The sequence below is a fragment of the Devosia sp. genome (assembly GCF_025809055.1).
GTDB lineage: Bacteria > Pseudomonadota > Alphaproteobacteria > Rhizobiales > Devosiaceae > Devosia.
The window spans coordinates 1813510-1837331 of record NZ_CP075529.1; the positions used below are offsets into that span (position 1 = coordinate 1813510).

Genomic DNA, 23822 nt, shown 5'->3' on the forward strand with positions numbered 1-23822 from the left:
CTGCGCCGGATGGAAGAATTATCGGGACGCGACCAGGCGGGGCCGCTCGCGCCATCGGCTGGTCGTCGTGGGAATGGAACTGAGGAGCAATCGCGTATAGTCGTGCTGGGGCTGCGACATCACCTGCCGGGCGGGCCCGAACTCGACTACGCGCCCCTTGTTCATCACCGCAATGTAGTCGGAGATGTAATAGGCCGTTGCCAGATCATGGGTAATATAGACAAAGCTCCGCCCCTGCTCGTCGCGGAGACGCTTGAACAGATTGATGATGATCATGCGGCGGGACGCATCGATCATGCTCACCGGCTCGTCGGCAACGATCAGCTTGGGTTGCGGAATGAGCGCCCTGGCCACCGAAATGCGCTGCAATTCGCCGCCCGAGAACTGCGCGGTATATTTGCCGCTGACTTCGCGATAATTGAGCCCGACGCTGCTGAGCGCATCGGCGACGGCGGCTTCGGCCGCCTGCCCGTCCATGCCGGCCACCCGCCGGGCCGTTTCGTGCAGATAGGCATCCACCGGACGGTAGCGGCTGAAGGCCTCGAACGGGTTCTGGAATATGGGTTGCACCACCCCCAGAAAGTCCTTTTTCGAGCCTGTGGCACCCTGCCCGGCCACCACCTGATCATAGACAATGGCGCGGCCGGACGTCGGCGTTTCGAGCCGCAGCAGCGTCTTGGCCAGTGTCGTCTTGCCCGAACCGGATTCTCCGACAATGGCAATGACCACCGGCTTGTCGCTCTCCACGGTGATGTTGACATCGTTGAGCGCCTGGATCTGGCGGTTGCGGACAAATCCGCCCAGGCGGTAGGTCTTGTTGAGGCCTTCGGTCTTGAGGATGAAGGTCATGCCGAAGCCTCCTCCAGCTGGCGGGCAGGCTGGGCGACGAAATGGCCCGGCTTGACTTCCACCAGATTGGGCTCGACCCGATAGGCCCGGTCACCGCCTGCACCAGCCTGGCTCGCCAGAACGCCGCGCATGCTGTCGTCGCCGATCGTGGGAAGCGAGTCGATCAGCATCTTGGTATAGGGGTGCTGCGGATCGGCAAAAACGCTGTCCGTGTCGCCATATTCGACCACGCGGCCGGCATACATGATCAGCATCTTGTGGGTGACCTGGTAGTGCACGCCCATGTCATGCGAGACCACGAGGATGGTGTTGCCCATCTCCTCCTGCAGTTCCATCAGCAGCATCAGGATGTCCTTCTGAACCACCACGTCCAGCGCTGTTGTCGGCTCGTCCGCAATAATCAGCTCAGGCTGAAAGAAGGTCGCGAGCGCAATCATCATGCGCTGCCGCATCCCGCCCGAGAGCTGGTGAGGATAAGAATCCATGGCTTCCTGGGGCAGGCCGAGCTTGCCGATATAGGCGCGCGCCTTTTCAAGAACCCGCTTCTTGTTGCTGTCCGTCCCAGGAAAGTCGACGAACTGCTCGCGAATACGGATCACCGGATTGAGCGAGTTCATCGAGCTTTGCGGGATGTAGGAGATGGACTTGAACCACTCCTTGCGAACATTCTCCGAGGTCACCGGCTTTCCATCGCCGCCGGTCAGGCCGTATTCGATGGACCCCCGGGACAGGGACATCGGCGACTGGATATCGCCATAGATGGCTTTCATCAGCGTCGATTTGCCCGAGCCGGACTCGCCGGCAATGCCGACGACGCAATTGTCGGGAATGGTCAGGGTGACACCATCCACCGCATCGATGGTTCGCGTACCGATCCGATAGCTGATCTTGAGGTCGTTGAGGCGGATCATGAGACACCCCGCTTGCTGGCAAAGGCCTGGTTGAAGCCTGTCGAGGTGAGGAACAACCCGAGGAACAGGGTCACGGTCGCGACGATCGGGGCCACGATCCAGGTATATTGTCCGGTAAACAGCGCATTGTAGCTCAGAGCCCAGAAGATGATGGAGCCAAGCGTCGGAACCTCCACCTTGGACAGGCCGATCACCGCCAGGGTCGCTTCGGTATTGATGGCGAACAGCACCGTGTTGATGAACCCGACCAGGATATAGGCCGAGACATAGGGCAGAATTTCGCGGACCAGCACATCCACTGTGTTGGCGCCGGAAAAGCGCGCCATATTGATGAACTCCCGCTCGCGCAGAGACAGGGCCATGGAGCGGACCGTACGCGCATCCCAGGCCCAGCCGAAGATGATGATGATGAGGCCCACCGTGAAGAATGAGGTATTTCCGCGGATCAGGGCCCCGAGAATGATCAGAATGGGCAGCAGCGGAATGGTGATGAAGGTGTCGACGATCAGCATGACCGCGCGCTCGAAGCGCCCACCGATATAGCCCGCGCTGAGGCCGACAATGGTGGCCACGATGGTCACGCCGATGGCCACCATGATCCCGAGCATCAGCGAGTTGCGCACGGAAAGCACCAGGAACCAGAAAATGTCCTGGCCCAGTGAATTGGTGCCCAGCCAATGCGCGCCGGACACCGGCAGGTTGCGCATATAGGTGGCCTGGATCGACGGATCGGCAGGGGCGAAAATAGGCAGCACGAAGCTCCCCACCCCCATGATCGTCAGGATGATCAACCCGATGGCAAGGCGCGGATTGAGCAGCCAGAGCAGGCCAGCTGCAAATCCCGGGCGGGAACCGGCTCCCGATGCCGGGGCAGCATCCGCGAGCGAAGCGTCTTTGGTGTCGATGCTCATTTGTGGCGAATCCGCGGATCAAGGAGAGGATAGATGAGGTCGATGACCAGTCCTGCGGTGGCGACGGCCAGGATCGAGAGCGTGATGGCGCCGTAGAGCACGTTGTAGTCACCGCCCGTGGCGGCCGTGCGCATGATGAGGCCGATGCCCGGATAGGAGAAAATGATCTCGGTCAGCAGGGCGCCGTTGAAGATCATGCCCAGCGACAGGGCCAGGGCCGTAACCTGCGGCAGCAGCGCATTGCGGAACACATAGCGTGTCATCCGCGTCCAGTTGGAGGTGCCCTTGAGCCGGGCATAGGTCACATAGGGCTCTTCGGTGGTCGCCACCGCCAAAGCCTTCATCGACAGGATGTTCCAGCCGAACCCGGCCAGTACCAGCGTAATCGCCGGCAAAAGGGAATTGTAGATGATCATGCCGACCTTGGGCCAGGTCATCTCGCCAACAGGAAAGGTCGGTGACAGCGGAAAGATCGGAAAGATATAGGCCAGCAGCAGCAGCACAGACACGGCCAGGATGTAATAGGGGATCGGGTAGAGGAGAATGCCGACGAATTCCAGGATCGAGGCCGCCCGCTTCTTGTGGAAGTAGCCAGCCACCAGCCCCACCATATTGCCGAGCAACCAGGCGATGATCGTCGCCGTCAGCAACAGCCCCAGCGTCCACGGAAGGGCCGTGGTGATCATGGTCGAGACTTCTGCGGGATAGTAGGTAAAGGACGGGCCAAAATCGAAGTCGATCACCACTCGCTTCAGATAGGCCAGGTACTGGGTGAAGATGTCGCCCTCAAGGCCGTAAAGCTGCTCGAGATTGACCCGCATTTCTGCAATGGCCTCAGGCGTAAGCGTGCCGTTGGCGCGGCTCTGGATCTGCCCGATATAGCCATCCACCGGATTGATCGGCAGGAAGCGCGGCAGCAGGAAAGTGATCGTCAGGCCAATGAACAGGACGGCGAGGTAAAGGCCGAACCGCTTGGCGACATAGGCGAAGACACCCATTGGTCAATCCTTGCGTAAGTGATGTCGCGCCGCGTCCTGGGACCGTCACCCACCCGCCCGGTCCCGAGGGAGCTCGAGAATGGGGCCGGTGGGATCGAGGCCGGCGCTGACACGCCACGGGGGCGAGGTGGCCTGGAGGACATTGGCCACCCCGCAGATCGCATGGACCTATTGCTGGCCGGTGGGCTCGATATTGACCACCGTCTGCTTGAACGAACTCCACCAGGTGTAGGGGGCAGCGTAGAAGTTGTCCTGCTTGGGGAAGTTGGTCCAATAGGTCTTGTTGGTCGGGATCGTCGTCGGGATGTTCATCAGATTGATCATCTGCATGTCTTCCACGAGATACTTGGCGATGCTCCGGCCATTTTCGAGGAATTGCGGATCGTCGGTCGGCAGCTGGGCGCTGTCGGTCACGATGTCGAAAATCCTCTGGTCGGTGACGCGCATGAAGTTGCCAACAAGGGCGTCGGTCGAGTCAGGGGGCAGCACGTAGGACTCGGCGAACTGGCGCCAGGAATTCTGCCAGTTGGAGTTATAGGTGCAGGACTGGGCCCAGTTGATCATCAACTCGTTGCGGGAATTGGTGTTCTGGACAGTCGTCCATTCGCCATTGTCCACCTGACGGGTATTGATGTTGAAGCCCGCCTGCCGCCAGCTATCGGCAATCGAGAAGCCAATGCGCTGGATAACCTTGTTCCAGTCACCGGGGATCACGAATTCGATAACCCAGGGCGAGCCGTCTTCACGGGTGAAGAACCCATCTGCGCCCTTGGTCATGCCCACGGATTCGAGCAGCTTTGCCGCCTGAGCCGGGTCGTGTTTCCACCAACCCATGCCAAAACCCTGCTCGATCGCGTCGCCGGTCGGCAACTGCGTTGCGTCCACGCCCTGCGATGCCAGGGCATCGTTCAGCTCGGTCGCAAAGTTGGTGTTGTAGGGCTTGTAGCCGTCTTCCAGCGTCAATTCTTCGAGCCACGACTGAAGCGGCGCATAGTAGAGCGGATTGGTGATCGGCGTGTCTGCCAGCGGCAGGGCACCTGCCTTGAACTGGCCGCTCATCGAGGAAATGCCGACCTGCTGCATGTTGAGGGCGAGGGCCAGGGCCCAGCGAACCTCAGGCTTGTCGTATGGCTCGCGCTGCAGATTGATATAGACACCATAGGAACAGGCGTCGTTCATGTCGTGATAGGGGAAGGTCGGCGAAAAGCTCTCCACATTGGGATTGCGCGCCTTGGCCGCGTCGATGGAGTCCGGGCTCATGAACGTATCGACGTCATACTGGTTCTGCACGAAAGCCAGGGCCCGGGTCTCTTCCGCACCGAAATCCTTGTAGAGAACGAATTTGGGCTTGGGCTCGCCCAGATTGCCCCAGCCGGAGCGCTCCCAGTCCTCGCGAAGCTCCCACAGCTGCCAGGAACCGTTGGGATCGAATTCCTTGATCTTGTAGGGCCCAAGCGTCACCGCATTGGTGTTCTGGAAGGTCACAACTTCGTCGCCCAGCGGCTCGAAGATATGCTTGGGCACGATCACGAACTGGCTGCCCCAGGTATAGACGCCCATCACGGTCTGGAAGTCATAGGACGGGCGGTTGGTCTCGACTTCGAAGGTGTAGTCGTCGACCTTGGTCCAGCTCTTGACGAAATTGGCGACCACGGCCACGCGACCGAGCTGGCTGCGGTACTTGAGATAGGTTTCGAGCGAGTAGATCACGTCATCTGCCGTGAATTCGACGCCGTCGCTCCAGTACACACCCTCGCGCAGCGTCACCCGGAACTTGGTTTGCTCGTCGTTGAGCACTTCCACCGGACCGGCCGCCAATTCCGGATAGGATTGGCCGGTGGCCGTATCCATTTCCCAGAGCCAGCTCCAACCCAGCTCGCGGAAACCGCGCCAGATCGCGTAGGAATTCATCGGATTCTGCGCCGAGGGGTTTGCTGCGCGACCATCGAAGGTCTGCACGATCAGCGTCTCGCTGCGGGGTGTGCCCACATCGGTCATCGTCTGCGCGAATGCGGTAGTCGACATCAGGGCGCCCAGAACGGACGCCGCCAGAGTACGGCCAAGCCGAACCATATTCTCCTCCTTTGCCGGTCGCCGGTTGCTGCCGGCCGACCCACGAAACGCGAGGCGTTGGTGAAGAAGAGGGACGTGTTTTCAGTGTCGGCCGGCATCTGTGCCGGCACGATCTAGGCGCACCAAAAAAACTTCGAACTCCTCCGCGCGCTCCCGCAGCGGCCGCAAGCTCATTTGTTGTTTTTTCGAGTTCTTGCGATTACTAACGATTATGTTCGCATTAGGAGCTTGTCAATGCCCTATCGCAAGCAATGCCAAGTGCACCCGGAGCAATCGAAAGGTCAGCGCGCGATGATGACCTCGACGCCGCGCCGCTCGAATTCTGCGCGGTCTGCATCGGAAATCCCATCATCGGTGATCAGAGTGTGAACCATCTCCACACCCCCCAGGGCGGAGAAGGAGACCCGGCCGATCTTGGTTGAGTCAGCAAGCAGATACACCTGCGAGGCCGCCTTGATCATGGCTCGCTTCACATAGATATCGCCAATTGCCGGATAGGTGAGCCCGACATCGAAGGACACACCTGCCGTCGCCAGAAACAGCTTCTGCGCGTAAATGCCAACGAAGAACTCGACGGACTTCTCGCCGCTCAGGCTCAGGGTCGGCGCTTTGAACTGGCCGGCCGGCATATGCACTGTATTTGTCGGAATCGCACCCAGGATCAGCGCGATGTTCAGCGCATTGGTGATGATGTTAAGCTCTTGTCGAGACTTAAGATTTTCGGCAAACTGGGTCGTCGTGGTGCCGGAATCGATTATCAGCGTATCGTGGTCGGACACAAGCGCGGCCGCCGCCTCGCCGATGGCTCGCTTCTTGTCCATATTCTGCACGTGCTGCAGCGACATGGACTGCACCTGCTGCGGTATGGACCGCAGATACGCCCCTCCGTGCTCGCGCGAAATGTAGCCATCGGCGTCTAGTCGCTCGAGATCCTGGCGGATCGTCGCTTCCGATACGCCGAAGGCCGATGACAGGTCCCGGACCCGGGCGCTGCCCTCTTCCTGCAGCCATTCCAGGATACGCATACGGCGGGGTTCGGCCAGCAATTGTGGCTGCCCATTGTCCCGGCTGATCGTGCGGCGACGCTGCGGCGCTTTTGTCATGTTCGCTCTCGGCTCCTGCACTTGGTTACGCGCAACACTACGGAATTGCTTGCCTATTTGCCCATGGCTCGCTTCGGTTTCGCACGGAAAAACGACATAAAGAAAATTTCGATTTTCACGATATGACGCACAAAAACGCAGAAATCACAAATTTTCCTTATTGCGCGAAACCGGAGCACGCGGTAGCACTTTACCAAACGAGCAAGCTGATCGTGCGGCATCCCTGCGCTGTCCTTCGTGGCGCCCTGATTGCCATCGTTCTTCACACTTGCCACGAAATTTGCCTGGGAGGTCAGATTGTCTTCGCCCGCATCCCGACTGCCGAACGATCTCGCGGCCGAGCTCCGCGACCGTGCGCTTTGGATACGCCGCCGCAGCTTTCAAATGGTCTATGAGGCGCAGCTGGGCCATCCTGGTGGCGATTTCAGCGCCGCCGACATTCTGGCCACGCTCTATTTCGGCGTCATGCGCTATGATCCCGCCCGGCCTGCCGATCCCCTCCGCGATCGCTTCATCATGAGCAAGGGGCACTGCACCGGCGCCTTTTATGCAGTTCTCGCGGCGGCCGGCTACTATCCGGAGGACGACCTCAAGACCTATATGCAGCCCATGTCCCGGCTCAACGGGCACCCCAATCGCAACTATCTTCCAGGCGTTGAAACCAATACCGGCCCGCTTGGCCACGGCCTCCCGGTCGCGACCGGCATTGCCATTGCCGGCCAGATCGACGGGGCCGATTTCCGCACTTTCGTGCTGACCGGCGATGGCGAGCTCCAAGAAGGCAGCAACTGGGAATGTGCGCTTACGGCGGCACATCGAAAGCTGGAAAACCTGACCCTCATCGTCGATCGCAACCGCTTGCAGCAGGGCGCCGGCACCGAGGAAACCGCCTCGCTCGACCCGCTGGACGATAAGTGGCGTGCCTTTGGCTGGCATGTGGAAATGGTCGATGGCCACGACCACACGCAGTTGCTGGATGTGCTGTCGGCTTCACCCAAGGGACGCGGCAAGCCGCTCTGCGTCATCGCCAACACGGTCAAGGGCAAGGGTGTCAGTTTCATGCATGACAACGTCTCCTGGCACCACGGCGTCCCCAACAAGGAACAATTCGAACAAGCCATGCGGGAGCTGGTCTGATGAGCGCTGCTGCCCCCAAACAGGATGGCCTTTTTGACTGCCGCGACAGTTTCGCTGCGACCATTGAAGCGCTTGCCGCAGCCGATTCCCGGATCGTCACCGTCGTCAGCGACAGCGTCGGCTCGTCCAAACTTGCCGGTTTCCGCAAGAAGTTTCCCGACCGGATGGTCAATGTCGGCATCGCCGAACAGACCCTTGTTGCCGTCGGCGCCGGTCTTGCCAATGGCGGCAAGGTCCCCTTCGTGTCTGCCGCCTCCTGCTTCATCACCGGCCGCGCCATGGAACAGGTCAAAGCCGACATTGCCTATTCCAATGTCAATGTGAAGCTGATTGGCCAATCGAGCGGCGTCGCTTACGGCGAGTTGGGCCCCACCCACCATTCGATCGAAGACCTCGCCTGGCTGCGTCTCTTCAACAATATGAAGCTGATCGTGCCGGCCGATCCCTGGCAGACCGTTGAAGCCATCAAGGCGGCAGCGGCCCATGATGGTCCGGTCTTCGTGCGTGTCAGCCGCATGGCCGTGCCGGCGCTGGAGCGGGGCGTCAATCCGACTTTTTCCATCGGCCAGGCCGAAACGCTCGTTGATGGCGCAGACGCTACGATCATTGCCAATGGCACCATGGTGCATCGTGCGGTCGCAGCCGCGCGCACGCTTGCGGCAGAAGGTGTTGCCGTCCGCGTCGTCAACATGGCGACGGTCAATCCGCTGGACGAAACCGCCATCGCGGCGGCCGCTGAAACCGGGGCCATCGTCACGGTGGAGGAGCATTCCGTAAGGGGTGGCCTGGGTGGCGCCATAGCAGAGGTGGTCGCCACCACCAACCCGGTGCCGATGCGTATTCTGGGTTTCCCCGGCTTCGTCCCGACCGGTTCGGCTGAGTGGTTGTTTGACCATTTCGGACTGACTGAGACTGGCATCGCCGACGCCGTGCGCCAGACCATCGCCCGCAAGAAACGATGACCAGCGAGCTGATCCTCGCCATCGACCAGGGCACCACCAACACCAAGGCGTTGCTGGTGGACCAGGCCGGTCGCGTGTTGCACCAGGCTTCGGTGCCCAATGTCGTCACCTATCCCCGGCCGGGCTGGGCCGAGCAATCGGCAACCGCGCTGGTCGACGGCGTCCGGCAGGTCATCGCCGACGTCGTGGCACAGGCGGGTGACCGCCCGATTTCCGGCATCGGCATTTCCAATCAGCGCGAATCCATTCTCGTCTGGGACGCGGATAGCGGTGAGCCGATCGGACCGGTGGTCATCTGGCAGTGCCGCCGCTCCGCCCCCAGATGTGATGCCTTGCGCGCTTCCGGTCACGCTGAGGTCATCGAGGCCCGTACCGGCCTCGCACTTGATCCCCTTTTCCCCGCCGCCAAGATCGCCTGGCTCCTCGACTACATACCCGGTGCCCGCGATCGCGCCAAGAACGGCCGCCTGCGCGCGGGAACTGTCGACACCTGGCTCCTCTGGACGCTGACGGGCGGCGCTGTCCACGCGACCGACCATTCCAACGCTTCGCGGACCCAGCTCTTCAACACCGAGACACTGACCTGGGACGCCGAGCTCTGTGCCCTGTTCGACGTGCCCCAAAGCCTATTGGCAGAGGTCAGGTCGTCCGATAGCCGCTTTGGGCTGACCGCCCAGGGCGCGACTGCTCTCCCCGCAGGCACACCGATCCTGGCTATGATCGGCGACTCCCACGCGGCCCTGTTCGGCCATGGGGTGCGCGTACCGGGCACAGTGAAAGCCACCTATGGCACCGGCACATCTTTGATGGCCCTCACGCCCGGCCGCGTGCGCTCGACCCATGGCATATCGAGCACCATTGCCTGGAGCCTGAACGGCAGTGTCCAGCACGCCCTCGAAGGCAATATTTCCGTTTCCGGCCAGACCGCCGCCTTTGCCGCAGAACTTCTTGGGCTGGCAGACGCCGCAGCCTTGTCCGCCCTTGCCGAAACCGTTGCCGACAGCAATGGCGTCGCCTTTGTACCGGCGCTCGTCGGCCTTGGCGCACCCTATTGGCGTGCCGATGCGCGCGGCACCATCACAGGACTGTCGCTGGGCACCAAGCCGGCGCACCTTGCCCGCGCGGCCCTAGAGGCCATCGCCTTTCAGGTGGCGGATGTCTATTCGGCGATGGAAGCCGACATGGGCGCGGCGCTCGGCGAATTGCGTGCCGATGGCGGCGCGTCCCGCAATGCCATGCTGATGCAGTTCGAGGCCGATATTCTCGATCGCCCCGTTGCCGTTGCCGCCGCCCCCGAGGTCAGTGCGCTCGGCGCGGCCGCACTGGCCTTTTCGGCCCTAGGCATTTCCATGCCGGGCGTAGCGGCGGCCCGCCAGTTCGCGCCCGGCATGAACTCAGGCGCCGCAAATGAACACCGCCAGCGTTGGCAGTCCGCCGTGACCCAGACCCTGGCAACACAAGACAGACACACAAGTGGAGGAAACCAATGACCACCCCGCGATTTGGCGCCGGCATCTGGCACTTTGCCACCTATCTCGATCGCTACGCGACCGACGGATACGGGATTCCACGCAACATCATTGAAGCCATCGACCTTGCCGGCCAGGTCAAGGATCTCTCGGTCGTCGATCTCAATTGGCCCTATTTCGGTGGTGAGTTCTCCGACGCGCAGATCAAAACGGCGCTTGAGCGCAACAAGCTCAGCGTCATCGGCATCACGCCGGAAATCTACACCCGCGATTTCGTCAAAGGCGCCTTCACCAATCCCGACGCCGGTATCCGCCGCAAGGCCCATGAACTGATCACCGCTGCCTGCGACGTGGTCCGCTTCCACAAGGCCGACTATGTCAAACTGTGGCCCGGCCAGGACGGCTGGGATTATCCCTTCCAGGTCGATTATTCGACCCAGTGGCAGCGCTCGCTGGATGGGGTCGGGCAACTGGCATCGGAAAATCCCGATCTCAAATTCGTCATCGAGTACAAGCCGCGCGAACCGCGCGTACGCATGAGCTTTGGCTCGGTGGCCCGGACTATTCTGGGTATCGAAAAGATCGGCCTACCCAATGTCGGTATCCTGCTCGATTTCGGCCACGCCATCATGGGCGGCGAGTCGGCCGCTGACTCGGCCCAACTCGCCATCGATCACGGGCGGCTCTTCGGCATGGACGTGAATGACAATTACCGCTCCTGGGACGATGACCTCGTCGCCGGCAGCCTGCATCCGATCGAGCTTTTCGAGTTCTTCTACGTGCTCAAGAAAAACAAATGGGAAGGCGTCTGGCAGCTCGACCAGTTCCCGTTCCGCGAAGACTCCGTTGCCACGGCGACGCACGCCATCGACTTCCTCAAGGCCGCGGCCAGGGGTCTCGACCGCCTCGATGTCGATGCGCTTCAGGAGGCCCAGAGCCGCCATGACGCCATCGGCGCCCTGAAAATCGCTCAAAAGGCCCTGTTTGGCGCCATGGGAGACGACAAGTGACCAATCTGCCCCGCGAAAAGCGTGCCCGTCTCATCCTCAATACGGACGCCAAGAACGAGGCCGATGACCAGTTCACCATCGTTCACGCCCTGCTGACCCCAACCTTTGACTTCCACGGCATCATTGCAGCCCATTTCGGCGCTCACCGCTCGAAGACGTCGATGGAAGACAGCCGGGTCGAGATCGATCATCTGCTCAAGTTGATGGATCTGGAAGGGCGCATTCCCGTCGCCAATGGCGCCGCCACCGCCCTGCCGGATGAAAAGACGCCAGTCCCCTCCCCCGGCGCCCAACTCATCATCGACCAGGCCATGAGCGATGATGACCGCCCGCTTTACGTCGCCTTTCTCGGCCCACTGACCGACATGGCTTCAGCGCTGCTCATGGAGCCGCGCCTCAATGAGCGCAATGTGATCTGCGTGTGGATCGGCGGCGGCGTCTGGCCCTCGGGCGGTCGCGAATTCAACCTCATGAACGACATTGCCGCGGCCAATGTGGTCATGCGCTCGAAAATCCAGGTCTGGCAGATTCCATCCACTGTCTATCGCATGATGGCCGTGAGCTATGCCGAGCTGCAGGAGCGCTGCGAAGACAAGGGCCCGATCGGAAAGTATCTCGTCGACCAGTTGATCGACTGGAACCTGCGCGTCCATCAGGGCCCGATCGAACACCGTTCTCTCGGCGACACGCCGGCCCTTTCGGTGATCCTCAACCCAATGGGCGGTGTGTCCGACTGGCGCCCCGCCCCTGAATTCTCGCCGCAGATGCACTATGTGCACACCGGACAGAACCGGCCGATCAGGGTCTATGACACGATCGACGTGCGCTACATCTTGGAAGATTTCTACGCCAAGCTCGCCCGCTTTCATCGCGGGGTCCAGGACGTGGCAAACTTCGGCTAGAGCGTTCTCAAGAAAAGTGGATACCACTTTTCTCCTCGGGCTCCGACCCGAGGATCGAGAGCGCGACAATTCAAAAGCTCAGAACCGCAACGCACGTTGCGGGCGGCGCCACTCCCGGATGAGGCGCCATGTCAGGCAGGGTCGGCTATCGGCTGGCCCTGCGGGCCGCAACAATGGCTTGCGCGATGTCGGCGAAACCCAAACCCGCTTCGCTGCTGGAAATCCATCGTGGTCTGGCCGGAAGCAGGGGCAGTACCGGGACGATATTGGCGACGCCGAATGACTTGTCGACCAGGGCAAACATCGGCGCGTCGTTGCGCGAATCCCCGACGAAACCAATATCCGTCGGGGTCGAGCCTTCGGCCAGCCCGAGCTCAGCCAGGAGCCGCTCGCTCATGGTGCGCTTGTCATAGGGCCCCAGCCAGGTGTTGATATGCACCGAACTGATGGCAACACTTGCACCGATATTGCGGATGCTTTGCGCCAGGGCTTCGACCTCGGCGACGTCCTGACCGATGATGTCGATGGCCACATCGGCAAGGCGCAACCGCTGGTCATGGGCCAGTTGAAATTGCCCCAGCAAGGGCCGTACGGCCTCAAGATGGGCAGCTTGCCGTTGGGCCTGACGGTCCTCGTCATCCCAGAAGCGGACTTCGACGCGGTTCCTCCGCGCCGTCATGCTGAAGGCGCCGCTTTCCCCGATCACCGCCGCCACCGGCCAGGCGCGCACAATGTGCTCGCACCACCCGGCCGATCCGCCGGTTACCGGCACCACCGACACGCCGGCCTCGAAGAGGTCCCACAGCGCCTGAAATGTCTGAGGTAGCAATCGGCCATGCGTCGTCAGCGTGTCGTCGATATCGGTGAAAAGCACACCGATATGGCGCAGGTCGCCTTCTTCTGGAGCGGGGCCGATGAAACTCATGCGTCCGACCCGCAGATTTCCACCGCGATACCCGAAGTACTGATCGCTTCCCGGGCCAGCGCATCCGTGGGGAGCCTGTCGGTGAACAGGTGCGACACCGCCGCAAACGGCACAACGCGCACGGAGGCATCGCGGCTCCACTTGCTCGCATCGGCCACCAGGAATTGCTGGCGTGCATTCTCGACCAGCTTCATCGTGACCTCGGCCTCGGAGTAACTGAAGTCGAGTACACCTTTTCCCGCGTCGAGCGCGCCGGCGCCAATCACCGCGTGCGAAGCGTAGAACTTGTCGAAATAGTGCAGGACATCGGCGCCGATGACGTCGCGGTCATTGTGCCTCAGGACGCCACCAGTCATGTGCACCTCGATCTGCGGTGCATCGCTGAGCGTCAGCGCCACATCGATATTATTGGTGACGACGCGCAGCGACGCGTGGTCGCGCAATGCAGAGGCGACAAATTGCACCGTGCTGCCAATGCCCATGAACACCGTTGATCCCGGTGGAATGGCCGCCGCGACCCGGCGGCCGATCGCCCTTTTGGCGCTGCCATTGAGCGCGGCACGGGCATTGACCGAAATGTTGCGCGATCCGACCGGGACGTCGACGCCGCCATGGAAGCGGCGCGCATAGCCCTGATCGCACAGGGCGTTGATATCGCGCCTGATTGTCTGCGTGGTCAGATCATAGCGGTCGGCCAGTTGCTCGATATATTGAGCACCTTCCGCCTCGATCAACGCCAGAATGTCGCGTTGTCGGTCTGATAGCATGACCGTTCCGCCTCACGACCGCCTCAGGAAGGGCCCAGCACCAACGGTAACGACACCGGCCGGTCCAGCATTCCTGAATGAATACAGATGCATAGAATTGCCACACGCCCACGCCCTGGTGCGGCGCTTCGCGACCCAATCGTGCCGGTACATGCCGAACGTCTTGTCGTTCAAATGAAATGTCCCCGAAGGCACGGCTGCCAACTCCTCGAAATCGCGGCGCGTCAAACCAGGTTACGGATTGTCGGTGCGCTTGCCGCTTTCCCGGTTGAACGGGTGAATATCCTGCGGACGCGCAAACAGTGTGACAGTTTTGCCTTCTTCGAGAGATGGCCGGCCGTGAATCGTCAGGATCACGGGCTGATCGGCACCCTGCACCCGCACATGCAGATGGCTTTCTCCCCCCACGGGCTCCAGCAACTCGACGGTTCCATCGAGCGTCAGGACCTGGCCTTCCGGCCGCTCCAGAACGATCTGGTCGGGTCGGAGGCCCACAAGGTCGGTGTCCGGGCTCAAGTCTGCGCCCTCGCCCAATGCGCTGACCGGAATCAGGTTCATGGGCGGCGAGCCGATGAAGCCGGCGACGAAAAGCGTAGCCGGTCGGTCATAGACTTCGGTGGGTGTGCCGATCTGCTCGACGAGACCACCATTCATCACCACCAGCCGGTCGGCCAGGGTCATCGCCTCGAGCTGGTCATGGGTCACGTAAAGGCTTGTGGTCTTGAGGCGCCGTTGCAGCCGGCGGATCTCGACGCGCATCTGCACGCGCAACTTGGCGTCGAGGTTTGACAGGGGCTCGTCGAATAGAAAGGCCGCTGGTTCGCGCACGATGGCGCGGCCCATGGCAACGCGCTGGCGCTGCCCGCCGGAAAGCTGGCGTGGCTTGCGCTCAAGCAGCGGCCCGATCTCCAGGATATCGGCCGCTTCCTTTACACGACGATCGATTTCCGCCCGTGGTGTACCGCGGTTCTTGAGCCCATATTCCAGATTGCCGCGCACGCTCATATGCGGATAGAGCGCGTAATTCTGGAACACCATGGCGATGTCGCGCTCGGCGGGCTCTGCCTTGACCACATCTCTGCCGCCAATCTCGATGCGGCCGGAAGTCACCGTTTCAAGGCCCGCCACCATGCGCAGCAATGTGGACTTGCCGCAGCCGGAGGGGCCCACCAGCACGATCAGTTCGCCATCGGCGACATCGAGGTCGATGCCCTTGACGGCAGGAACATTGCCATAACTCTTCTTGAGGTCGACCAGCTTGATGGTTGCCATGGCTTATTTCTCCGTATCCACGAGGCCTTTGACAAACAGGCGCTGCATGAAAATGACGACAAGGACGGGGGGAAGCATGGCCAGGATCACCGAGGCCATGACGAGGTTCCAAAGCGGTTCTGAATCGGCTGTGGCCGCAAGGCGCTTGATGCCCATGACCACCGTATAATACTGGCTGTCGGTAGTAACGAGCAGAGGCCAGAGGTACTGCACCCAGCCGTAGATGAAGAGGATGACGAAGAGTGCCGCGATATTGGTCCGGCTCAGCGGAACGAGGATATCGCGGAAGAACTTCATCGGCCCGGCCCCATCGACGCGTGCGGCCTCCATCAACTCATCCGGAACCGTGAGGAAAAACTGCCGGAACAGGAAAGTCGCCGTGGCCGAGGCGATTAGGGGCAGGGTCAGCCCGACATAGGAATTGAGCAGGCCCAGATTGGCCACGACGGCAAAGGTGGGAATGATGCGCACTTCGACCGGCAGCATCAGGGTGATGAAGATGATCCAGAACGCCAGCAGCCGGAACGGAAACCGGAAGAACACGATCGCATAAGCCGATAGCAGCGAGATGGCGATCTTGCCCACCGCGATGACGATGGCAATGATCGTGGAGTTCATCAGCATGATTGAAAGCGGCGGCGCGCCCGCTGTCGAAATGCCCTCCGTGAGCATGCGGCCATAATTCTCCACCAGGTGCGGACCCGGCAACAGCGGGACAAGGCCGCGCATGAAGTCGCCGCTGCCATGGGTCGAGGCGATGAAGGCGAGATAGACCGGGAAAACCACGATCACGACGCCGACGATCAGCACCAGATGCGTGAGGAAACTGAGCCAGGGGCGATTTTCTACCATGGTCCGGGCTCCTAGTACTGCACGCGCCGCTCGACATAGCGGAACTGGATTGCGGTGAGGGCGATGACGATGAGCATCAGGACGACCGATTGCGCCGCCGAAGAGCCAATGTTGAGGCCGAGGAAGCCGTCGGCATAGACCTTGTAAACGAGGATGTTGGTGGCCTGGTTGGGGCCGCCATTCGTCGTGGCGTCGATCAGCCCGAACGTATCGAACATGGCGTAATTGATGTTGACGATCAAAAGGAAGAACGTCGTGGGCGAGAGGAGCGGGAAGACAATGGTCCAGAACCGCTTGAACGGCCCTGCTCCGTCGATGGCCGCGGCTTCATTGAGCGATTGGGGTACCGATTGCAGCCCCGCCACGAAGAACAGGAAATTGTACGAAATCTGCTTCCAGCTGGCCGCGATGACCACCAGTATCATGGCTTGCGTACCGTCGACGCGATGGTTCCAGCTGATGCCCACCGCGCGCAGCAGATAGGGCGCAATGCCGATTGTGGGGTTGAACATGAACCACCACAGAATGCCCACCACGACCGGGGCCACGGCATAGGGCCAGACCAGCATCGTCGTATAGGCCCGATTGGATCTGATGACCCTGTTCACGGCCACAGCCAGCAACAGCGACAGGCTCATCGACAACAGGGTGACCGATACCGCGAAGATCGCGGTCTTGGTCAGGGCGTTGACATATCCGGGCTCGGAAAACAGCCGCGTATAATTCTCGAACCAGATGAACGTCGTCCGGAAGCCGAACGGATCCTCACGCTCGAAAGAGGATTTCACCGCCTGCGCGGCGGGCCAGATGAAAAAGACCAGCGTCACTGCAAGCTGCGGAGCCAGTAAGGCATAGGGCAAGAACTTGCTGGGAAATACGGTGCGCTTGGTTTGCATGGACTGGAAGCTCCCCCGACAGTCGCATCACGAATTGCGGGTGGCCATTGGCCGCCCGGGGTGGATCACCCCGATGCCACGGCACCGGGATGATCCTGGGAGGTTCAGCTATTGGCGGCTTCGAAGTCGCGCAGGATCTGGTTGCCACGTTCGACAGCAGCATCCAGGGCTTCCTGGGCGGTCTTGCTGCCCGAAAGCAGAGCCTCGAACTCTTCGTCGACAACCGAACGCGCCTGGGTCAGGTTGCCAAACCGGATTCCCTTGGAATTGACCGAAGGCGTGCCGCGGGTGATCTGGTTGATGGCGATATCGGAGCCGGGATTGGCTTCGTAATAGCCCTGCTCCTTGCCCATATCAAAAGCGGCATTGGTGATCGGCAGATAGCCGGTCGCCTGGTGCCACTCAGCCTGCACCTCGGGGCTCGAGAGATAGGTGAAGAACTGGGCTACGCCCTTGTACACTTCCGGGTCCTTGCCATTGAGGGCCCACAGGGTGGCACCGCCAATGATGGAGTTCTTCGGCTCCTCGATCTCGTCGTCATAGTATGGCAAAGGCGCAAAACCGACTTCGAATTCCTTGGCATTATTGATGACGCCGGCGCGCGAGGCCGAGGAATTCATGTAGATGGCGCATTCCTGGGCATAGAATTTCGGCGGCGCATCACCGCCACCGACAGGACCGCCATATTGGAACAGGCCTTCATCGGCCCACTTCTTCAGGTTGTCCCAGTGCTTGACCTGAACCGGGCCGTTAAAGGTAAATTCGGTGCCAAGGCCGCCGAAACCATTGTCCATGGTGCCATAGGGTTGGTCATGGATGGCGGACAGGTTTTCCAGCTGCACCCAGCTGACCCAGCCGGTGGTGAAACCACATGGCGCAGCGCCGGACTCCATGATCTGCCGGCTCATCGTTTCAAGCTCGGCCCAGGTCTTGGGCGGAGTTTCGCGATCAAGGCCGGCCGCCTCGAAGACGTCCTTGTTGTAATACATGATCGGAGTGGACGAATTGAACGGCATCGACAGAATATTGCCGTCGGTGTCCGAGTAATAGCCGGTCACCGGGGCCAGAAACCCGCTCGGGTCCCAGGGCTCACCATTGTCGGCCATGAGCTGATAGACCGGGTTCACGGCGCCCTGGGCCGCCATCATCGTGCCAGTGCCCACTTCGAACACCTGGACGATTGCCGGCTGCTCATTGGCGCGGAAGGCTGCAATCGCGGCCGTCAGGGTCTCGGGATAGGTGCCCTTGTAGCTCGGGACCACCACGAACTCATCCTGGCTGTCATTGAAACCCTGTGCAATTCCCTCAAGCCGCTGCCCCAGCTCCGCGTCCATCGCGTGCCACCAGGCAATTTCGGTCTGCGCAAAGGTCGGCGTTGCCACGATGACGGCGGTCAGCCCTGCTGACAAAAACAATGCGTTCTTGAACATGCTCTCTCCCATCTTTTCTTTGGTCCAGGGCCTCCCTGCCCCGGGACGAAGGTAAATTCGTACCGCGCGGCAGAGGTTTTGCAACCAGAAATTGTTCATTTGAACATTTTTTGTGTTCGATCTTCCAATCCGACAGCACTTTGATGCACGGAAAATCAAATGCTTGTTCGCTACTGTCGCGAAGCAGGTGGCCTTCATGTAAGATCGATTGCACCGGCCATGTTCGTGTGAACATCATGCGGATTGGTCGTGACTGGACCATTGGGAGCGCTCGATACATGTATTTCATAGTTGTGCAGCTGGCCGCGGCAATCGTGCTCTTGCTTTGGGCGGTCCGCATGGTGCGCACGGCGGTCGAGCGCGCCTATTCGGCACAACTCAAGCGCGCTCTGGGTCATGCCGAAAAAAGTGCGTTATCAGCGGCCAGTGTTGGCGCCGTCATGGCCGTGGCCCTGCAGAGTTCGACCGCCGTTGCCGCGCTGGCATCGGGCTTTGCCTCAGGTGGCCTGCTCGCAGGAGCAACCGGCCTCTCCCTGGTCCTGGGGGCCTATTTCGGATCGGCCGTCGTGGCCAGCATCCTGTCGTTCGACCTGTCGCTGCTGATGGCCCCGCTGATCATCATCGGTGGCATCCTGTTTCTGCGCGGAAACTCGCGCCAGACCAAACAGCTGGGCCGCATGATCCTGGGTGTCGCCTTCGTGCTGCTCTCGCTCGAAATGGTCTCCGAGGCCACGGCACCCTGGCGCGGCAGCGATCTGTTGCAGGCAGCAGTCGGCTATTTGCGCGGCGATCCCTGGACCGGCTTTCTGGTCGCTGCCGCGATCACCTGGCTGTCCTACTCATCCGTTGCCAGCGTGCTCGTCATCATCACCTTCGGCGCAGCCGGCGTAATTCCGCTGGAAATCGCATCGGCGCTGGTTCTGGGGGCCAATCTGGGCGGCACCCTTATCGCATTCGGCATGACCAGAGGGGGCGACGTGCGCGCCAGGCGGATCGCGATTGGTGCGGTTGTCCTGCGCGGTGGCGGGGCGGTGATCTTCCTTATCGCGCTACAGTTCTTGCTGCCGGCACTTGCGCAATTGCCGGGAAATGTGGGGCAGCAGGCAAGCCTGCTGCATATCGGGTTCAACCTCGCCATCCTGATCATCGGCCTCCCCCTCGCCGCCCCGGTAACGCGGCTGCTCAATCGCCTGGTCAAGGAGGCGCCATCCGCCGAGTCCGCCGACATTGCCCGCTTCCGCCAGACTGCCCTTGGCAGCGGGCATAAAGGTAATGTGGACGTGGCGCTGGCCAGCGCCATGCGCGAATTGCTGCGCATGAGCGAGATGGTCGAGGTCATGCTGCAGCCGGCCATCGAGATCCTGAGAACAGATGACAAGACCGCGATCCGCAGGGTCAAGGCACTGGAGCCTGAAGTCGACCAGGCCAATTCATCCATCAAACTGTTTCTGACGCAACTCGACTGGAATGAGATGGACGACGAGCAGGCCCGCCGCGCCTCCGATCTCAGCACTTACGCTGTCAGCCTGGAGCAGGCAGCCGACATCATCGTCCGGCAGTTGCTGCGCGTCGCCGATCAATTGCAGGAACGTCGCCTCACCTTTTCAGAGGCTGGCTGGGGAGAATTGATCGACCTGCATGCGCGGGTCATGAGCAATCTGCAACTCGCCCTCAATGTGCTGGTTTCCGAAGATGTGGAGTCGGCGCGCCAGCTGGTATCGGAGAAGGACGCGGTTGGCGTCATGGAGCGCAAGAGCATGGGCGACCACTTTTCGCGCCTGCGCTCGGGCAATCCGAACAGCTTTGAAACCAGTGAACTTCACCTCGAAACCGTGCGCTCGCTGCGCCGGGTCAATTCCCTGCTGTGCGGCATCGCCTATTCGATCCTGAGTGAGCACGGTGAACTGCTCAACTCACGCCTCGCCCGCCGCTCCGCTGCGACCTGAGCGGCGTCCGGCAATTCATCAGGGCTCAAGCGATGAAAGGACGCGCCGGTGGGGATCGGCCATCGACCTGATCAACGGTGCTCTTTCAGCCGATAACCGACGCCGGGCTCGTTCTCGATGAGGCTGGTTTCGTTGCCGTCCAGCTTGGCCCGCAACTGGCCGACTACCACCCGCAGATACTGCACATCCTCGGTATGAGCCGTGCCCCAGACGCGTTGCAGGGCGTCGGCATGCGTAACCACCCGGCCTTGATGGTCTGCCAGAAGGACGAAAAGCTCATACTCCTTCGGCGTCAGATGAATACGCTCATCACCGCGGCGGAGTTCGCGCTTTTCGCGATCCAGAACGATGGAGCCGATGGCTTGCGGACCGGCCGGCACTGGCACGGGTTCGACATGGCGCAACGCGACCCGGATGCGGGCCAGCAGTTCGCCGATGCCAAATGGCTTTTCCAGATAGTCGTCGGCTCCGGCGTCGAGCGCTGCGATTTTTTCTGTCTCCTGGTCGCGGGCCGACAGCACAATGATGGGGACCTTGGAAAAGGCCCGGACTGTGGCGATGACATCCTTGCCATCGCCATCGGGCAGGCCCAGATCAAGCACGATGAGCGCGGGGGCACGGATGGCCGCAAGGCGCTTGGCCATGGCAGCGGTGTCAGCCGTCTCGACTTCAAAATCGACTGCCTCGAGCGCAGGTCGCAGAAAACGCTGGATCTGCGGCTCATCATCGACGACGAGGATCCGGGGCTTCATGAACCAGCCTCTTCGGCGCGTGGCAATCTGACGATGAAGCGCGTGCCGCGACGCCGCAAGGCGGGGCTCTCCGCCTTGATCGAGCCACCCATGGCCTGAACAAAGCCCCGCGCAATGGCAAGTCCAAGTCCGGTGCCTGCCTGGCGGCCATCGCCCTTGGAGCGACGGTAGAATTTTTCGAAGACCTTTTCCAACTCGTCCTCGGGAATACCCTTGCCCTGATCGGTCACGGCAATGGCGATGTCGCCTCCCTCTGGCCGGGCATGCACAGTAATCGCGCCGTCGCCGCCATATTTCCTGGCATTATCGAGGAGGTTGAACAACACCTGTTCGAGCAGCGCCGGGTCGCCGCTGGCCTGAGGCAGATCTTTGGCCAGGCTTGTCTGGACATCGAGCGCGGCATGCAGACGCCGGGCGCGCTGGATGGATGCGGTGAGAACCGCCTCGACATCGACCTCTTGGCCGCGAACGCTGCTCATCCCGGCCTCAATCCGCGTCATCTCGAAGAGATTGCCGACGAAGCGATTGAGCCTGCCGGCCTCTTCCTCGATGGAGGCCAAGAGGTCAGCGCGACTGGCCTCGGGCAGCCGGTCACCCAACTCCCGGAGCGTCGTGACTGCCCCGGTTATGGCCGCCAGTGGCGTGCGCAGGTCGTGTGAGAGTGACGACAGAAGCGCGCCCTGTATTTTCTGCCCCTCGCGCGCGACCGAGGCACTCGTGTTCTCGCGCGTCAACCGCGCCCGGTCCAGGGCGATGGCTGATTGCTCGAGCAGAGCGCTCAACGTGCGCTGCTCAGCCTCCGGTGGCGGCCCATCCTCATGCACCATGGCAAGGCCGACAACGCCGAGCACCCGTTGGCCAGAGAGGATCGGGCGGAACAGGTAAGGCACCTGCGGGAGGGTCCCGGTCAGGAAGCCGGAAGCCTCACGCTTGTCGGAAGCCCACCGCGCCGCGGTCATCGCCGTCCCATCCAGATCCTGATCCGGCGGCCAGGCCGATGCGAGGATGAGCTCTCCGGCTTCATCGGGCGCGAGGACCACACTCGCTCGCCCCAGGGCGCCATGCAAATGGCTGGCAATGGTATCGAGCACCTGCTCCCGGCCGAAGGCGCCAGACATCTTGCGAGCAAAATCGAGAAGGGCCTGGGCCTGTCGCGTCTGCTGGCTTGAGCGATCGATACTGAGGCGCAACCGAGCTGCCAGTTGCCCGGCCGCCAACGCCACGGCGACGAATATGGCCAGCGACAGCACCTCTTCGGGCTGGGCAATCGTCAACCTGCCGGTAGGATCGATGAAGAAGAAATTGTAGGCAAGGAACGACAGAACCGAGGCCAGCAAGGCGGAGAACCGGCCCGCAATCACCGCCGCCACAAGGACGGCCGCCAGAAACAGCATGGAGAGGTTTTGCAGCGCCACGAGCGCAGAAAGGCCAAGTCCAAGCAGCGTCGTCGCGCCGACCGCCAGTACGGGCACGCCGAGGGATAGGAACCATTCAGGGACGCTGCGCCGCTGGGGCCGCACGCGCCTCGTCCGGCCGGGTTCGAAAGCGACGACGTGGACGCCGATATCGCCGGCCTTTTGCAAAAGTGCGTCCGGCAGTGAGCGGCGCCAGAACGCCTTGCTGGTGCTGCGACCGATCACGATCTGGGTGGCATTCTCGCGCCGTGCTGCCTTGAGGATGGCCTCCACGAAATCGTCGCCGGTTTCACGACGGATGACGGCGCCGAGTCGCTCGGCGAGCCGCAAAGTCGCTTCGAGCCTGTCGCTGGCCTCGGGACTGGGCGGCAGTCCGTGGGCGCGCGCGATTGAGAGCACGGTCCAACGCGCATTGAGCCCGGAGGCCAGGCGGCTGGCCTCCCGCACCACGCGTTCGGACATATCGTCCGGACCAACGCAGACCAGCAGGCGCTCACCCGTGGCCCAGGGTCCTTCAATTGCGCTCTGTCGCAAGAAATCGACCATCTGGTCGTCGACCCGGTCGGCGGCCCGCCTCAGGCTCAGCTCGCGCAGGGCGGTGAGTGTCGCAGGCCTGAAAAAACCATCAATTGCCCGCCCTGCATTTTCTGGCAGATAGACCTTCCCGGCCCTGAGCCGCTCGATCAGTTCGGCCGGCGGCAAGTCGACCAGCACCACTTCATCGGCCTGCTTGAGGACGATGTCGGGAACGGTCTCGCGCACCGGCACGCCTGCAATGCGGGCCACCAGATCCGAAAGGCTTTCGAGATGCTGGATGTTGAGCGCCGTCCACACATCGATGCCGGCACCGATCAACTCGGCGATGTCCTGATGCCGCTTGGGGTGACGGGCGCCTGGAGGGTTGGAATGGGCCAGTTCATCCACGACAATCAATTGCGGATGGCGCGTAAGGGCGGCATCAAGATCGAGCTCGCCATAGTCACCGGCGCCATGGGCGCGGGGCAGCATTTCCAAACCTTGGGCCAAGGCTGCAGTCTCCGGCCGGCCATGCGTCTCGACAAGGCCGATGACCACATCGGTTCCCTTGGCAAGCTGGGCACGGGCACGCTCAAGCATTGCATAAGTCTTGCCGACACCTGGCGCCATGCCGAGAAAAATCGTGAGCTTGCCGCGCCCTTCGCGCGCGGCAAGCTTCAAGAGGGCCTCGGGGTCGGCCCGGTTCGCGTCGGCAGGCTGGCTCAT

General features: G+C 61.6%; 20 protein-coding genes. 6 read left to right on the forward strand and 14 right to left on the reverse strand.

The genetic code is table 11. The features are described from left to right. Positions 1-18: 18 nt before the first annotated feature. The 6 genes from KIT02_RS08805 to KIT02_RS08830 form a co-directional block, all read right to left on the reverse strand. On the reverse strand, positions 19-849 hold the full coding sequence (locus KIT02_RS08805; RefSeq protein WP_297576984.1) for an ABC transporter ATP-binding protein: 831 nt from the start codon (positions 847-849) through the stop codon (positions 19-21). Continuing rightward, a complete protein-coding gene (locus tag KIT02_RS08810) occupies positions 846-1760 on the reverse strand; it encodes an ABC transporter ATP-binding protein (RefSeq protein WP_297576986.1) in 915 nt (304 codons plus the stop codon). Before KIT02_RS08810 ends, KIT02_RS08805 begins: the two co-directional genes overlap by 4 nt. Next, complete coding sequence (locus KIT02_RS08815; protein ID WP_297576988.1) at positions 1757-2671, reverse strand: ABC transporter permease; 915 nt, start codon at positions 2669-2671, stop codon at positions 1757-1759. The genes KIT02_RS08810 and KIT02_RS08815 overlap by 4 nt, the downstream gene beginning before the upstream one ends. Next, complete coding sequence (locus KIT02_RS08820) at positions 2668-3669, reverse strand: ABC transporter permease (protein ID WP_297576991.1); 1002 nt, start codon at positions 3667-3669, stop codon at positions 2668-2670. Before KIT02_RS08820 ends, KIT02_RS08815 begins: the two co-directional genes overlap by 4 nt. A gap of 168 nt (positions 3670-3837) precedes the next feature. Then, entirely contained in the window at positions 3838-5742 is a 1905-nt protein-coding gene (locus KIT02_RS08825) for an ABC transporter substrate-binding protein (protein WP_297576993.1), read from the reverse strand. A 281-nt stretch (positions 5743-6023) separates the two neighbouring features. Next, complete coding sequence (locus KIT02_RS08830) at positions 6024-6845, reverse strand: DeoR/GlpR family DNA-binding transcription regulator (RefSeq protein WP_297576995.1); 822 nt, start codon at positions 6843-6845, stop codon at positions 6024-6026. 384 nt (positions 6846-7229) lie between these two features. Between KIT02_RS08830 and KIT02_RS08835 the strand changes: the two genes are divergently transcribed. The 5 genes from KIT02_RS08835 to KIT02_RS08855 are packed head-to-tail and all read left to right on the forward strand — an operon-like array spanning position 7230 to position 12325. Continuing rightward, positions 7230-7982 carry a transketolase gene (locus KIT02_RS08835; protein WP_297585179.1) on the forward strand — a complete coding sequence of 251 codons (753 nt, stop codon included), beginning with the start codon at positions 7230-7232 and terminating at the stop codon, positions 7980-7982. Then, on the forward strand, positions 7982-8944 hold the full coding sequence (locus KIT02_RS08840; protein ID WP_297576997.1) for a transketolase C-terminal domain-containing protein: 963 nt from the start codon (positions 7982-7984) through the stop codon (positions 8942-8944). Before KIT02_RS08835 ends, KIT02_RS08840 begins: the two co-directional genes overlap by 1 nt. Beyond that, positions 8941-10434 (forward strand): FGGY family carbohydrate kinase, encoded by a 1494-nt coding sequence (locus KIT02_RS08845; protein WP_297577000.1) that lies wholly within the window; start codon positions 8941-8943, stop codon positions 10432-10434. Before KIT02_RS08840 ends, KIT02_RS08845 begins: the two co-directional genes overlap by 4 nt. Continuing rightward, on the forward strand, positions 10431-11423 hold the full coding sequence (locus tag KIT02_RS08850; protein WP_297577002.1) for a TIM barrel protein: 993 nt from the start codon (positions 10431-10433) through the stop codon (positions 11421-11423). The genes KIT02_RS08845 and KIT02_RS08850 overlap by 4 nt, the downstream gene beginning before the upstream one ends. Then, entirely contained in the window at positions 11420-12325 is a 906-nt protein-coding gene (locus KIT02_RS08855) for a nucleoside hydrolase (protein WP_297577003.1), read from the forward strand. The genes KIT02_RS08850 and KIT02_RS08855 overlap by 4 nt, the downstream gene beginning before the upstream one ends. 145 nt (positions 12326-12470) lie before the next feature. Here KIT02_RS08855 and KIT02_RS08860 read toward each other — a convergent pair whose 3' ends face one another. The 6 genes from KIT02_RS08860 to ugpB form a co-directional block, all read right to left on the reverse strand. After that, positions 12471-13250 carry an HAD-IIB family hydrolase gene (locus tag KIT02_RS08860; RefSeq protein WP_297577005.1) on the reverse strand — a complete coding sequence of 260 codons (780 nt, stop codon included), beginning with the start codon at positions 13248-13250 and terminating at the stop codon, positions 12471-12473. Then, positions 13247-14017, reverse strand: coding sequence for a DeoR/GlpR family DNA-binding transcription regulator (locus tag KIT02_RS08865; protein ID WP_297577007.1), 771 nt, complete (start codon positions 14015-14017; stop codon positions 13247-13249). The genes KIT02_RS08860 and KIT02_RS08865 overlap by 4 nt, the downstream gene beginning before the upstream one ends. Positions 14018-14251: 234 nt before the next feature. Continuing rightward, entirely contained in the window at positions 14252-15289 is a 1038-nt protein-coding gene (locus KIT02_RS08870; protein WP_297577009.1) for a sn-glycerol-3-phosphate import ATP-binding protein UgpC, read from the reverse strand. A gap of 3 nt (positions 15290-15292) precedes the next feature. Next, complete coding sequence (ugpE, locus tag KIT02_RS08875) at positions 15293-16141, reverse strand: sn-glycerol-3-phosphate ABC transporter permease UgpE (RefSeq protein WP_297577012.1); 849 nt, start codon at positions 16139-16141, stop codon at positions 15293-15295. An 11-nt stretch (positions 16142-16152) separates the two neighbouring features. Further along, positions 16153-17037 carry a sn-glycerol-3-phosphate ABC transporter permease UgpA gene (gene ugpA / locus KIT02_RS08880; RefSeq protein WP_297577014.1) on the reverse strand — a complete coding sequence of 295 codons (885 nt, stop codon included), beginning with the start codon at positions 17035-17037 and terminating at the stop codon, positions 16153-16155. A gap of 104 nt (positions 17038-17141) precedes the next feature. Then, positions 17142-18467: a sn-glycerol-3-phosphate ABC transporter substrate-binding protein UgpB gene (gene ugpB, locus KIT02_RS08885; protein ID WP_297577016.1), complete on the reverse strand. Its 1326-nt coding sequence runs from the start codon at positions 18465-18467 to the stop codon at positions 17142-17144. A 278-nt stretch (positions 18468-18745) separates the two neighbouring features. Here ugpB and KIT02_RS08890 point away from each other — a divergent pair, with 278 nt between their 5' ends. Then, on the forward strand, positions 18746-20413 hold the full coding sequence (locus KIT02_RS08890; RefSeq protein ID WP_297577018.1) for a Na/Pi cotransporter family protein: 1668 nt from the start codon (positions 18746-18748) through the stop codon (positions 20411-20413). A 71-nt stretch (positions 20414-20484) separates the two neighbouring features. Here KIT02_RS08890 and KIT02_RS08895 read toward each other — a convergent pair whose 3' ends face one another. Both KIT02_RS08895 and KIT02_RS08900 read right to left on the reverse strand, forming a co-directional pair. Continuing rightward, on the reverse strand, positions 20485-21165 hold the full coding sequence (locus KIT02_RS08895) for a response regulator (RefSeq protein WP_297577020.1): 681 nt from the start codon (positions 21163-21165) through the stop codon (positions 20485-20487). Beyond that, positions 21162-23822 carry a sensor histidine kinase KdpD gene (locus KIT02_RS08900; protein WP_297577022.1) on the reverse strand — a complete coding sequence of 887 codons (2661 nt, stop codon included), beginning with the start codon at positions 23820-23822 and terminating at the stop codon, positions 21162-21164. Before KIT02_RS08900 ends, KIT02_RS08895 begins: the two co-directional genes overlap by 4 nt.

What these genes read in the sequence shown, in the direction of transcription:
- KIT02_RS08850 (WP_297577002.1), top strand. Translation starts at nt 10,431, where the DNA reads ATGACCACCCCGCGATTTGGCGCCGGCATCTGGCACTTTGCCACCTAT.
- KIT02_RS08805 (WP_297576984.1), bottom strand. Translation starts at nt 849, where the DNA reads ATGACCTTCATCCTCAAGACCGAAGGCCTCAACAAGACCTACCGCCTG.
- KIT02_RS08835 (WP_297585179.1), top strand. Translation starts at nt 7,230, where the DNA reads ATGGTCTATGAGGCGCAGCTGGGCCATCCTGGTGGCGATTTCAGCGCC.
- KIT02_RS08840 (WP_297576997.1), top strand. Translation starts at nt 7,982, where the DNA reads ATGAGCGCTGCTGCCCCCAAACAGGATGGCCTTTTTGACTGCCGCGAC.
- KIT02_RS08860 (WP_297577005.1), bottom strand. Translation starts at nt 13,250, where the DNA reads ATGAGTTTCATCGGCCCCGCTCCAGAAGAAGGCGACCTGCGCCATATC.
- KIT02_RS08865 (WP_297577007.1), bottom strand. Translation starts at nt 14,017, where the DNA reads ATGCTATCAGACCGACAACGCGACATTCTGGCGTTGATCGAGGCGGAA.
- KIT02_RS08895 (WP_297577020.1), bottom strand. Translation starts at nt 21,165, where the DNA reads ATGAAGCCCCGGATCCTCGTCGTCGATGATGAGCCGCAGATCCAGCGT.
- KIT02_RS08815 (WP_297576988.1), bottom strand. Translation starts at nt 2,671, where the DNA reads ATGAGCATCGACACCAAAGACGCTTCGCTCGCGGATGCTGCCCCGGCA.
- KIT02_RS08830 (WP_297576995.1), bottom strand. Translation starts at nt 6,845, where the DNA reads ATGACAAAAGCGCCGCAGCGTCGCCGCACGATCAGCCGGGACAATGGG.
- KIT02_RS08890 (WP_297577018.1), top strand. Translation starts at nt 18,746, where the DNA reads ATGTATTTCATAGTTGTGCAGCTGGCCGCGGCAATCGTGCTCTTGCTT.
- KIT02_RS08900 (WP_297577022.1), bottom strand. Translation starts at nt 23,822, where the DNA reads ATGAGCCAGCCTGCCGACGCGAACCGGGCCGACCCCGAGGCCCTCTTG.
- KIT02_RS08825 (WP_297576993.1), bottom strand. Translation starts at nt 5,742, where the DNA reads ATGGTTCGGCTTGGCCGTACTCTGGCGGCGTCCGTTCTGGGCGCCCTG.
- ugpB (WP_297577016.1), bottom strand. Translation starts at nt 18,467, where the DNA reads ATGTTCAAGAACGCATTGTTTTTGTCAGCAGGGCTGACCGCCGTCATC.
- KIT02_RS08845 (WP_297577000.1), top strand. Translation starts at nt 8,941, where the DNA reads ATGACCAGCGAGCTGATCCTCGCCATCGACCAGGGCACCACCAACACC.
- KIT02_RS08820 (WP_297576991.1), bottom strand. Translation starts at nt 3,669, where the DNA reads ATGGGTGTCTTCGCCTATGTCGCCAAGCGGTTCGGCCTTTACCTCGCC.
- ugpE (WP_297577012.1), bottom strand. Translation starts at nt 16,141, where the DNA reads ATGGTAGAAAATCGCCCCTGGCTCAGTTTCCTCACGCATCTGGTGCTG.
- KIT02_RS08870 (WP_297577009.1), bottom strand. Translation starts at nt 15,289, where the DNA reads ATGGCAACCATCAAGCTGGTCGACCTCAAGAAGAGTTATGGCAATGTT.
- KIT02_RS08810 (WP_297576986.1), bottom strand. Translation starts at nt 1,760, where the DNA reads ATGATCCGCCTCAACGACCTCAAGATCAGCTATCGGATCGGTACGCGA.
- ugpA (WP_297577014.1), bottom strand. Translation starts at nt 17,037, where the DNA reads ATGCAAACCAAGCGCACCGTATTTCCCAGCAAGTTCTTGCCCTATGCC.